The 13,485-nt window shown below is 72.2% G+C and carries 1 protein-coding gene; it reads left to right on the top strand.

The genetic code is table 11. The features are described 5' to 3' along the window. On the top strand, positions 1–13,481 hold a 13,481-nt coding region (locus ACWC0C_RS44580), incomplete at its 5' end, for a type I polyketide synthase (RefSeq protein WP_450870623.1). Between the last annotated feature and the right edge of the window lie 4 nt (positions 13,482–13,485).

Genomic DNA, 13,485 nt, shown 5'->3' with positions numbered 1-13,485 from the left:
GTCCGGCGGTGTCGGTGGACACGGCGTGCTCGTCGTCGCTGGTGGCCATTCACCTGGCGGGCCAGTCGCTGCGGCAGGGCGAGTGCTCGATGGCGCTGGCCGGCGGCGTTGCTGTGATGGCGACGCCCGACCAGTTCGTGGAGTTCTCGCGCCAGCGAGGTCTGTCTGCCGACGGTCGGTGCAAGGCGTTCGCGGCGGCGGCGGATGGTACGGGCTGGGCCGAGGGTGTCGGTGTGGTTGTGCTGGAGCGGCTGTCGGTGGCGCGGGAGCGTGGGCACCGGGTGCTGGCGGTGCTGCGTGGCAGTGCGGTGAATCAGGACGGCGCGTCGAATGGTCTGACGGCGCCGAACGGGCCGTCGCAGCAGCGGGTGATCCGCAGGGCGCTGGCCAACGCGGGGCTCGCTCCAGCGGATGTGGATGTGGTGGAGGCGCATGGTACGGGGACGGCGCTGGGCGATCCGATCGAGGCGCAGGCGTTGCTCGCGACGTATGGACAGGGCCGGGACGCGGGGAAGCCGCTGTGGTTGGGGTCGTTGAAGTCGAACATCGGGCATGCGCAGGCGGCTGCGGGTGTGGCTGGTGTGATCAAGATGGTGCAGGCGTTGCGGCACGAGGTGCTTCCGGCGACGTTGCATGTGGATGAGCCGACGCGGCAGGTGGACTGGTCCGCCGGTGCGGTGGAGTTGTTGACGCAGGCGCGGGAGTGGCCGAGGACGGAGGGGCGTCCACGCCGGGCTGGTGTGTCGGCGTTCGGTATCAGCGGGACGAATGCGCATCTGATCCTGGAGGAGGCGCCGGAAGAGGCGGCGCAGCAACCGGCGCTCGGGTCCACGGGTGTGGTGCCGCTGGTGGTGTCGGCGCGCAGCGCCGCCTCGCTGGCGGGTCAGGCGGAGCGGCTCGCGGCGTTCATCGAGAGTGCCGAGGAAGTGTCGCCGGCGTCGGTGGCCCGGGCGCTCGTTACCGGCCGTGCGGTGCTGGGTGAGCGTGCGGTGGTGGTGGCCGGTTCACAGGCGGAGGCGCTGGACGGGCTGCGGGCGTTGGCGCGTGGTGAGAGTGCGGCGGGTGTGGTCTCGGGTTCGGGGACGCCGGGCAAGGTTGTGTGGGTGTTTCCGGGTCAGGGCTCGCAATGGGTCGGGATGGGCCGGGAGTTGTTGGCTGAGTCGCCGGTCTTTGCGGAGCGGATCGCGGAGTGTGCGGCTGCGCTTGAGCCGTGGATCGACTGGTCGCTCGTGGACGTGCTGCGGGGTGAGGCGGAGCCGGAGCTGCTGGAGCGCGTGGATGTGGTGCAGCCGGCCAGTTTCGCCGTGATGGTGGGTCTGGCCGCCGTGTGGGCGTCCGTGGGTGTTGAGCCGGATGCGGTGGTCGGTCACTCGCAGGGTGAGATCGCGGCTGCGTGTGTCGCGGGTGCGTTGTCGCTGGAGGATGCGGCGAAGGTCGTGGCGCTGCGCAGCCAGGCGATCGCCGAGCAGCTTGCCGGGCGTGGTGGCATGGCTTCGGTCGCGCTGAGCGAGGATGAGGCGGTCGCGCGGCTTGGGCGTTGGGCGGATCGTGTCGAGGTCGCGGCGGTCAACGGGCCGTCCTCTGTGGTGATCGCCGGTGACGCGCAGGCCCTGGACGAGGCACTTCAAGTCCTCTCGGACGACGGTGTCCGCGTGCGGCGCGTCGCCGTGGACTACGCCTCGCACACCCGCCACGTGGAGGACATCCGCGAAACGCTCGCCGAGACCCTGTCCGGCATAGATGCTCAGCCGCCGGCGCTTCCCTTCTACTCCACCGTCACCGGCGCATGGATCGACCAGGCCGGCGTCCTCGACGGCGACTACTGGTACCGCAACCTGCGCGGCCAGGTCGGCTTCGGCCCAGCCGTCGCCGACCTGATCCGCCAAGGCCACGGTGTCTTCGTCGAGGTCAGCGCGCATCCGGTCTTGGTCCAGCCGATCACCGAAACCGTCTTCGCCGCCGATGACGACGCGGCGGACACGGTGGTGACCGGTTCGCTGCGCCGCGAGGACGGCGGAATGCGCCGCCTGCTGGCATCCGTGGCCGAGGTCTTCGTGCGCGGCGTCAACGTGGACTGGACCGGCGTACTCCCGGCCGCCGGAGCCACGTCAGCGGGCGTGGACCTGCCGACGTACGCCTTCGACCACCAGCACTACTGGCTCCAGCCGGCCGAGACCGGTGGTGACGCCGCCTTGCTCGGACTCGCCGGAGCCGATCACCCCCTGCTCGGTGCGGTCGTGAGTGTGCCGGATTCGGACGGGCTGCTGGCCACGTCGAGGTGGTCCCTCAAGGCGCAGCCCTGGCTTGCCGACTACCTCCTGGCCGATACGGTCGTCGTACCGAACGCCGCTCTGGTCGAACTGGCCATCCGGCTCGGTGATTTGGCCTCCACGCCTGTCATTGACGTACTGACCGTCGACACGCCCGTCGTGCTGCCGCAGCAGGGCGGCCGTAGCGTGCAGGTCGTCGTCGGTGGGCCCGATGAGGCGCTGCGGCGGCCGGTGGAGGTCTACTCCCGGGCCGGCGATGCTCCGTTGGACGCGAAGTGGACGCGGCATGCGCATGGCACGCTGGCGCCTGCCGCCCGTGAGCCGCACGCGAACGCGCACGCAGAACCAGACGCCGAGTTCACCGAAGTCGTCCTGGACGGTGCCGCTCTGCGTGACGCGGACCGCTACGGAGTGCATCCGGCGCTCCTCGACGCCGCCGTCCGTACGGTCCTGCCGAGCGACATGCTCGCGTCCGTGTGGACCGGTGTGTCGCTCCTCGCCTCGGGCGCTGCGGCGCTGCAGGTGCGGCAGGGTGGTACGGCGGCGCAGGGGACGGGTCTCGTGCTGAGCGACGCCACGGGGCAGCCCGTCATGGTGGTCGAGGATGTGCGCGGAGCGCCGTTCTCGCCCGAGCAGGCCGGAATCGCCGGTGTGTTGCCGCACGACTCGCTGTTCCGCGTCGACTGGACGCAGGTGCCGCTTCCCGATGTGGACCAGGCCCTCGTCATGGTGTCCGTCGCGAGCGGCGAGGACGTCGCCGCCTTGGTGACAGCAGGCGGGCCCGCTCCGGACGTCCTCCTGTACGACGCCCAGGCCGGGCCTGCTGACGGTGACCCGCGCGCGGCGGTGGCTGCGGTCCTCGCCGTCCTGCAGGCGTGGCTCGCGGAGCCCGCGTTGGAGGAGAGCCGGCTGGCCGTGGTCACGGCGGACTGCGACGGGCTCGACGCGGCGGCGGTGTGGGGTCTGGTGCGTTCGGCGCAGTCGGAGCACCCGGACCGGATCGTGCTCGTGGAGCTCGACGACGCGTCGCGTTCCGCTCTGCCGGCCGTGGTGCTCAGCGGTGAGCCGCAGGTGAGAGTGCGTGGCGGTGTCGCCGAGGTGCCGCGCCTCGCACGCGTGCCGGCCGTGGCCGCCGAAACCGGACCGCACGCGCGTCGCCTCGATCCCGAAGGCACCGTACTGATCACCGGCGGCACCGGAACGCTCGGTGCGCTGACGGCGCGGCACCTGGTCACCGCGTACGGCGTCCGCCACCTGCTCCTGGCCTCCCGCCGCGGCGACGCTCCGCAGCTGAGCGAGGAGCTGACCGCGCTGGGCGCGACGGTCACCGTCGCCGCCTGCGACACATCGGACCGGTCCCAACTCGAAGCGCTGATACGGCAGATACCCGCGGCGCATCCGCTGACGGCCGTCGTGCACTCCGCCGGAGTCCTGGACGACGGAGTGCTCACCGAGCTGAGCCCGGAGCGCGTCGACACCGTGCTGCGGCCCAAGCTGGACGCGGCGCTGCACCTGCACGAGCTCACCCGGGACCTGGACCTCGCCGCGTTCGTACTGTTCTCCTCGGCGGCCGGTGTCCTCGGCAACGCCGGACAGGGCAACTACGCCGCCGCCAACGCCGGCCTGGACGCGCTGGCGCGGCAGCGGCACCGGCTCGGCCTGCCGGCGGTGTCGCTGGCCTGGGGCTACTGGTCGACGGTCAGTGCCATGACCGAGCACCTTGGCGCCGCGGACATGCGGCGCAACCGGCGCATCGGCATGGCCGGACTCACCGCCGCCGAAGGCATGGCGCTCCTGGACGCCGCGCTGACCGCCGAGCCGGACACGGACGGCACGCTGGTGGCGGCGAAGTTCGACGTGACGGCTCTGCGGCGCGCGGCGGCCGACGCTCCGGTTCCCGCGCTGCTGCGTGCTCTCGCGCCCGCGCCGCGGCCGACGGCCCGGGCCGGCGCACCGTCCGCCGCCGTGTCCCTGGCGGATCGCCTCGCCGTGCTGGACGGCACCGAGCGGACCGAGGCCCTGGTCGACCTGGTCCGGCGGCATGCCGCCGAGGTTCTGGGACACGGCTCCGCCGACGCCGTACGCGCCGACCGGTCGTTCAAGGAGGCCGGCTTCGACTCGCTGACCGCGGTGGAGCTGCGCAACCGGCTCGTCGCCGCCACCGGCATCACCCTGTCTCCGGCGGTCGTCTTCGACTATCCGAAACCGGAGCTGCTCGCCGAGCAGCTCCACGCCAGGCTCTTCGGTGCTGCTTCGCAGCCCGTGGCCGAGCCCGCCGCCTGCGCCGTCCGCTCCGGCACGGACGACGAACCGATCGCGATCGTGGGGATGGCGTGCCGTTTTCCCGCCGGCGTGCACAGCCCGGAGGACCTGTGGCGGGTGGTGGCCGATGGTGTCGACGCCGTCACCGAGTTCCCCGACGACCGCGGCTGGGACACCGACCGGCTCTTCGACCCGGATCCCGATCACGCCGGCACCACCTATGTGCGCCACGGCGCCTTCCTCGACGACGCCGCCGGATTCGACGCCGCCTTCTTCGGTATCTCGCCGAACGAGGCGCTGGCGATGGACCCGCAGCAGCGGCTGCTGCTGGAGACGTCCTGGGAGGCCTTCGAGCGGGCCGCGATCGACCCGACGAGCCTGGCCGGACAGGACGTCGGCGTGTTCGTCGGCGTCAACAGCCACGACTACAGCGTGCGCATGCACCAGGCGTCCGGCGTCGAAGGCTTCCGCCTCACCGGCAGCTCGGGCAGTGTGCTGTCCGGCCGTATCGCCTACCACCTCGGCTTCGAGGGCCCGGCCATCACGGTCGACACGGCCTGCTCCTCCTCGCTGGTGGCCCTGCACATGGCGGCGCAGGCCCTCAACCGCGGCGAGTGCACGATGGCCCTGGCCGGCGGTGTCATGGTGATGGGCACCGTGGAGACGTTCGTCGAGTTCTCGCGGCAGCGCGGCCTCGCGCCGGACGGCCGGTGCAAGGCGTTCGCGGACGGTGCGGACGGCACCGGCTGGTCCGAGGGCGCCGGACTGCTCCTGGTGGAGCGGCTCTCGGACGCCCGCCGGCACGGGCACAAGGTCCTGGCGGTGGTACGCGGCAGCGCCGTCAACCAGGACGGCGCGTCCAACGGCCTCACGGCGCCGAACGGGCCCTCGCAGCAGCGTGTCATCCGCAAGGCCCTGGCTCACGCCGGTCTGTCGACGACGGACGTGGACGCCGTCGAGGCGCACGGCACCGGCACGACGCTCGGCGATCCGATCGAGGCGGAGGCGCTGCTCGCGACCTACGGACAAGGCCGTGATCCGCACCGGCCGCTGTGGCTCGGCTCCGTGAAGTCGAACCTCGGCCACACTCAGGCCGCGGCCGGCGTCGCCGGCGTGATCAAGATGGTCATGGCGATGCGGCACGGCGTCCTGCCGCGGACGCTGCACGTGGACCGGCCCTCGACCAGCGTCGACTGGTCGGCCGGAGCCGTGGAACTGCTGACCGAGGCCCGCGACTGGCCACGCGAGGGCCATCCGCGCCGCGCCGGAGTGTCCTCCTTCGGCATCGGCGGCACCAACGCGCACATCATCCTCGAAGAGGCCGCCGACGAGCCGGCGTCCAGCGGACCGAAGCCCGCGCCGCGACAGGCCGACGGCCCTGCGCCTGAGCCGGTGCCCGAGCCGGCGCCCGTGCCGATACCGATACCGATACCGGTGTCCGCGCGAACCGCAGCCGCACTGCGCGGCCAGGCCGACCGGCTCGCCCGCTTCCTCGACGAGCGGCCCGACACACCTCTTCCCGACATCGCGCACGCCCTCGCCACCGCCCGCGCCCAACTCGACCACCGCGCCGTCGTCCTGGCCGCCGACCGGGACCGGCTGCGCGCCGACCTCACCGCGTTCGGCCAGACCACGGCGAGCCCGACGATCGTCACCGGCACATCCGCGCCGGGCAAGCTGGCCGTGCTCTTCACCGGCCAGGGCAGCCAGTGGGCCGGCATGGGACGCGAACTCGTCGCCGCCTTCCCGGTCTTCCGGGACGCCTTCGCCGCCGCGTGCTCCGCCGTGGACGCACACCTGCGCGGTCACGCCGAGCGGTCGCTGCGCGATGTCGTGCTCGCCGCGCCGGGATCGCCCGACGCCGGGCTGCTCGACCGCACCATGTACACGCAGGGCGGCCTGTTCGCCCTGGAGACCGCGCTGTTCCGGCTCTTCGAGTCGTGGGGCGTGCGACCGGACCTGCTCGCCGGGCACTCGATCGGCGAGATCACCGCCGCGCACGTCTCCGGAGTCCTCGACCTGGACCAGGCCGCCGAACTCGTCGCGGCACGCGGCCGGCTGATGCAGGCCCTGCCCGAGAGCGGCGCGATGGTCGCCGTCCAGGCCACCGAGGCCGACCTCACCTCCCTGCTCGCCCAGGCGCCCGGAGTCGTCTGCGTCGCCGCCGTGAACGGCCCCGACGCGCTGGTGCTCTCCGGTGCCGAGGACGCCGTGCTCGCCGTCGCCGCCGAACTGGCCGGACGCGGCCACAAGACACGCAGGCTGACCGTCAGCCACGCCTTCCACTCCGCGCTGATGGAGCCGATGCTCGACGAGTTCCGCACGGTCGCGGAACGCCTGACGTACCGGCCGGCCACCCTTCCGGTCGTCTCCACGCTGACCGGCCACCTCGCCCGGGACGGACAGCTCGCGACCCCCGGCTACTGGGCCGACCAGGTACGCGGCGCGGTGCGGTTCGGTGACGCCGTCACCGCGCTCGTCGAGCAGGGCGTGACGACCTTCCTCGAAGTGGGTCCCGGCGGCGTACTCTCCGCGATGGCGCTCGGCACGCCGGGAGTCCAGGAGCACGGCTGTGTCGCCACGCTCCGCAAGGACGGCACCGAGCCCGCCGACGTCCTGACGGCGCTCGCCGAGCTGCACGTACGCGGAGTGGACCTGGACTGGCCGGCCGTCCTCGGGCATCCGGCCACCACGACCGGCACCGAGCTGCCGACCTACGCCTTCCAGCACCAGCGGTACTGGATCGAGACCGACACCGCCTCGGTCGGCGGCGCCGAGGCCCTCGGCACCGTCGGCGTCCGGCACCCGCTGCTCGGCACCGTCGTCGAGGTGCCCGGCGACGACGGCACCGTCCGCGTCGTCCTCACCGGACGCCTGTCGCCGCGCAGCCGAGGCCTGCTCGGCGCGGCCACGGAGACGGACGGCACCACCAGGATTCCGGCCGCCGCCGTCCTGGAGATGATCCTCAGGGCCGGCGACGAGGTCGGCTGCGGAGGCCTCGAACGGATCGTCGTCGAGGACCCGCTCACGGTCCCGGAGCACGGCCACACCCGGATACGGGTCACGGTCGACGACCCGGACCAGGACGGCCGCCGTCGCGTCACCGTCCACGGCCGCTCCCTCGACCCGGAAGCCGGGCCCTGGACATGCGCCGCCCGCGCCGTCCTCACTCCCGGAATCCCACAGCCGGCCTTCGACCTGCGGACCTGGACACCGCCCGCGGACAGCGCCGCATCCGTACCCGTGCCCGGCGCACACCGCGTCTGGCAGCGGGACGAGCACACCTTCGCGGAGATCGCGCTACCGGACGAACTGGCCGACGAGGCAGCCGATTTCGTACTCCATCCGGTACTCCTCGACACCGCGCTGCGCGTCCTGGACGCCCGTACGGCAGCCGATCCGACCGGCGCCGAGCCGCTGCACGTCCGTGACCTCGCCGACTGCGCCGGTCTGACGGTGTACGCGCAGGGCGCTACGGCGCTGCGGCTGCGGATCACCGAGGTGGACGGCGGACGGTACCTCGTCGAACTGGCGGACCTCGTCGGCGAACCGGTCGCCGTTCTGGGCCCGTTGAGCATGGACGCGGCTTCCGGAAAGGCCGCGCAGGAGCACGTTCCCGGGAAGGCCGCGCAGGAACACGTTCCCGGAAAGGTCGCGCAGGAGTACGTGCCGGCGTCCGGTGGCCTGGTCCGGCGCGTCGTGGCCCGCGGCGACGGCGCAGGCGAGGCGTACGCCGCTCGGCTGGCCGGACTGCCGGCCGAGGAACAGCAGCGTGTGCTGATGGCGCTCGTCAAGGAGAGCGTCGCGGTCGTACTCGGCCACCGCGAGGCGGACGCGTTCGACTTCGGCGCGGAGCAGCCTTTCAAGAGCTTCGGCTTCGACTCGCTCGGCGCGGTCAAGCTGCGCAACCGGCTGCACGACTTCACCGGCGTCGACCTGTCCGCCACGCTCGTCTTCGACTACCCGACCCCCCGGGCACTGGTCCGCTACCTCCGCGCCGAACTGCTCGGCGAAAAGGAGGAGTTGACCCTCACGGCCCCGGCCGCCGAGACCTCCGACGAGCCCATCGCCATCGTGGCCATGAGTACGCGGCTGCCGGGCGGAGCGGACAGTCCCGAGGAGCTGTGGAAGCTCGTGATGGAACGCCGGGACGCGGTGTCCGGCTTCCCGGTTGACCGCGACTGGGACCTGGAGGGCCTGTACCACCCGGACCCGGACCACGCCGGCACCAGCTACACCCGCTCCGGCGGCTTCCTGCACGAGGCCGCGCAGTTCGACGCCGCACTGTTCGGCATCTCGCCTCGTGAGGCCCTGGCGATGGACCCGCAGCAGCGACTCCTCCTGGAGACCTCCTGGGAGGCACTGGAACGGGCCGGAATCGACCCGCTGTCCACCCGTGGCAGCGACATCGGCGTCTTCACCGGCATCGTCCACCACGACTACGTGACCCGGCTGCACCACGTACCCGAAGACGTCCAGGGCTACCTCATGACCGGTACGGCGGCGAGCGTGGCCTCGGGCCGCGTGTCGTACGTGTTCGGCTTCGAGGGCCCGGCGGTCACCGTCGACACGGCGTGCTCGTCGTCACTGGTGGCCATTCACCTGGCGGCGCAGGCACTGCGGCAGGGCGAGTGCTCGATGGCACTCGCCGGCGGCGCGACGGTCATGGCCGGTCCGGACGCCTTCCTGGAGTTCTCGCGCCAGCGAGGTCTGTCCGCCGACGGTCGGTGCAAGGCGTTCGCGGCGGCGGCGGATGGTACGGGCTGGTCCGAGGGTGTCGGTGTGGTCGTGCTGGAGCGGCTGTCGGTGGCGCGGGAGCGTGGACACCGGGTGCTGGCGGTGCTGCGCGGCAGTGCGGTGAACCAGGACGGCGCGTCGAATGGTCTGACGGCGCCGAACGGTCCTTCGCAGCAGCGGGTGATCCGTAGGGCGCTGGCCAATGCGGGGCTGGGTCCGGCGGATGTGGATGTGGTGGAGGCGCATGGTACGGGGACGGCGCTGGGTGATCCGATCGAGGCGCAGGCGTTGCTGGCGACGTATGGACAGGGCCGGGACGCGGGGAAGCCGCTGTGGTTGGGGTCGTTGAAGTCGAACATCGGGCATGCGCAGGCGGCTGCGGGTGTGGCTGGTGTGATCAAGATGGTGCAGGCGTTGCGGCACGAGGTGCTTCCGGCGACGTTGCATGTGGATGAGCCGACGCGGCAGGTGGACTGGTCCGCCGGTGCGGTGGAGTTGCTGACGGAGGCGCGGGAGTGGCCGAGGACGCAGGGCCGTCCGCGCCGCGCGGGTGTCTCGTCGTTCGGCGCGAGCGGGACGAACGCGCATCTGATCCTGGAGGAGGCGCCGGAAGAGGCGGCACAGCAACCGGCGCTCGTGTCGACGGGCGTGGTGCCGCTGGTGGTGTCGGCGCGGAGTGCCGGTTCGCTCGCGGGGCAGGCGGGTCGGCTCGCGGCGTTCATCGAGAGTGCCGAGGACGCCGGTCGGGTGCCGCTGGCGGGTGTCGCTGGAGCGCTGGTCGCCAACCGGGCGCTGTTGGGTGAGCGTGCGGTGGTCGTGGCCGACTCCGACGAGGATGCGCTCGCCGGGCTCCAGGCGCTGGCACGCGGCGAGAGCGCGTCCAACCTGGTGGTCGGCGGTACTGGTTCGGGCGGGCCGGGCAAGGTTGTGTGGGTGTTTCCGGGTCAGGGCTCGCAATGGGTCGGTATGGGCCGGGAGTTGCTGGCCGAGTCGCCGGTCTTTGCGGAGCGGGTTGCGGAGTGTGCGGCTGCGCTTGAGCCCTGGATCGACTGGTCGCTCGTGGACGTCCTGCGCGGTGAGGAGCCGGAGCTGCTGGAGCGGGTCGATGTGGTGCAGCCGGCCAGCTTTGCCGTGATGGTGGGCCTGGCTGCCGTCTGGTCGTCGGTCGGGGTGCGTCCGGATGCGGTGCTGGGGCACTCGCAGGGTGAGATTGCGGCTGCGTGTGTGTCCGGTGCGTTGTCGTTGGAGGATGCGGCGAAGGTCGTGGCGCTGCGGAGTCAGGCGATCGCTGAGCAGCTTGCCGGGCGTGGCGGCATGGCTTCGGTCGCGCTGAGTGAGGACGAAGCCGTCGCGCGGCTTGGGCGTTGGTCGGATCGTGTCGAGGTCGCGGCGGTCAATGGCCCGTCGTCCGTGGTCGTGGCCGGTGACGCGCAGGCCCTGGACGAGGCGCTCGCAGCTCTCGCGAACGACGGCATCCGCGTGCGGCGTGTGGCCGTGGACTACGCCTCGCACACCCGCCACGTGGAGGACATCCGCGAGACGCTGGCCGACACTCTCTACGGAATTAACGCTCAGGCGCCGGCGCTCCCCTTCTACTCGACCGTCACCGGCGCATGGATCGCTGAAGCCGGTGTTCTGGACGGCGACTACTGGTACCGCAACCTGCGCGGCCAGGTCGGTTTCGGCCCAGCCGTCGCCGACCTGATCCGCCAGGGCCACGGTGTCTTCGTCGAGATCAGTGCTCATCCGGTGCTGGTCCAGCCGATCACCGAAACCGTCTTCGCCGCCGATGACGACGCGGCGGACACGGTGGTGACCGGTTCGCTGCGCCGCGAGGACGGCGGAATGCGCCGCCTGCTGGCATCCGTGGCCGAGCTGTTCGTGCGCGGAGTACCGGTGGACTGGACCGGCGTACTCCCGGCCGCCGGAGCCGCGTCAGCGGGCGTGGACCTGCCGACGTACGCCTTCGACCACCACCGCTACTGGCTCCAGGAGGCGCAGGACACGGCCGGCACCGCCGCAGACGGTTCCGAAAGTGTGGACTCGGACTTCTGGCAGGCGGTCGAGCACGCTGACCTGGACTCGCTCACCGAGCTGTTGGAGATGGCTTCGGCCGACGAGCGCACCGCGCTGAGCACGGTCGTGCCCGTGCTCGCGCAGTGGCGCGGCAAGCGGCGTGAGCAGTCGAGCGCGGAGAAGCTGCGCTATCACGTGACCTGGCAGCCGCTGGAGCGCGAAGCCACAGGTGTGCCGAGCGGACGCTGGCTGGTCGTCGTACCGTCCGAGCGTTCGGATGACGCCGCCATTGATGCGCTTCTTCAGGAGCTGAGCGGTCAAGGGCTCGGCATGGTCAGGCTTGAAGTCGGTGAGGACGAGCGTACGCGGGAGCGGCTCGCGGAGTTGCTGGCCGGTGCACTGGCCGGACAGGACGTGACCGGAGTGCTGTCGCTGCTCGCGCTGCAGGCGGCGGGCGGTCCGCAGGAGCCGCTCGCGGTGACGGCGTCGACGCTCGCGCTGGTCCAGGCCCTCGCGGACCGCAATGTCACCCAGCCCTTGTGGTGCCTGACCAGGGGCGCGGTGAACATCGGTATCCATGACACCTTGACCTCGCCCGCGCAGGCGGCGTTGTGGGGCCTCGGCCGGGCTGCCGCGCTGGAACGGCTGGACCGGTGGGGCGGGTTGGTGGACCTGCCTGCCAAGACGGACGGCCGTACGGCCCAGTACCTGCTCGGCGTGCTGAACGGCGCCGCCGGCGAGGACCAGCTGGCGGTGCGGCGCTCGGGCGTCTACAGCCGCAGGCTGGTCCGTAAGCCCGTACCGGAGGCGACGGCCGCCGACGGCCGCTGGCAGCCACGGGGCACCGTCCTGGTGACCGGTGGTGCCGAAGGACTCGGCAGGCACGCCACGGTGTGGCTGGCGCTCGCCGGCGCCGACCGGCTCGTCGTCACCACCACCGCGCACGCGCCCGACGAGGCCGTGCCGGAACTGCGCGCCGAGCTGGCCGCGCTCGGCGTCGGCGCGACGGTGGAGTTCTGCGCGGACGCGGACCGGGACGCCGTCGCGCGCCTGGTGTCCGAGGCCGAGCAGCCGCTCAGCGCGGTGGTGCACGCCGCCGACATCACACGGGCCGGCTCCCTCGACGACACCGAAGTGGCCGATCTCGCCGAGGTGTTCGCGGCCAAGGTGGACACCGCTCTGTGGCTGGACGCGCAGTTCGAGGACACACCGCTCGACGCGTTCGTGGTGTTCTCCTCGATCGCGGGTGTGTGGGGCGGCGGCGGTCAAGGAGCGTCCGGAGCGGCCAATGCCGTTCTGGACGCCTTGGTCGAGTGGCGCCGTGCCCGGGGCCTGCGGGCGACGTCGCTGGCCTGGGGCGCGCTCGATCAGATCGGCATCGGCATGGACGAGGAGGCCCTCGCGCAGCTGCGCCGCCGCGGTGTCCTTCCCATGGCCCCGCAGCTGGCGGTGACCGCGATGGTGCAGGCGGTGGGCGGCAACGAGAAGTTCGTGGCGGTGGCCGACATGGACTGGAGTGCCTTCATTCCGGCGTTCACCTCGGTCCGCACCAGCTCTCTGTTCGCCGACCTGCCCGAGGCGAAGGCCGTGCTCCAGGCGGCGCAGCAGGCCGGCGAGAACAACGACGCGGCCTCGTCCCTCGCGGACTCCCTGCGAGCCGTCTCCGAGGCCGAGCAGAACCGCATCCTGCTGCGTCTCGTGCGCAGCCACGCCTCGACCGTCCTCGGCCACGGCGGCGCCGAAGGCATCGGCCCGCGGCAGGCGTTCCAGGAGGTCGGCTTCGACTCGCTGGCAGCCGTGAACCTGCGCAACAGCCTCGGCGCCGCCACCGGACTCCGGCTGCCCGCGACGCTGATCTTCGACTATCCCACCCCGGAGGCGCTGGTCGGCCTGCTCCGCGCAGAGCTGCTGCGGGAGCCGGACGACGGTCCGCAGGTGCGTGAGGACGAACTCAGGAGGGTCCTGGCCTCCGTTCCGCTCGCACGGTTCAAGGAGGCCGGCGTACTGGAGGCCCTGCTGGGCCTCGCCGACGAGAGCGACGCCCAGGACGGCCAGGACGGTCAGGGCGGCAGCGGCGAGAAGGCGGATGCGGACGCGTCGGCCGCCGGGACGTCGGCGACCGCCGGCGCGGAGGAACTGATCGACGCGATGGACCTGGCAGGCCTGGTGCAACGGGCCCTGGGCAAGACGAGCTGACCAC

The sequence above is a fragment of the Streptomyces sp. NPDC001709 genome, assembly GCF_053596375.1.
Note: the sequence above shows the minus strand (reverse complement) of the source record. Positions and strands in the feature narration are given on the sequence as shown.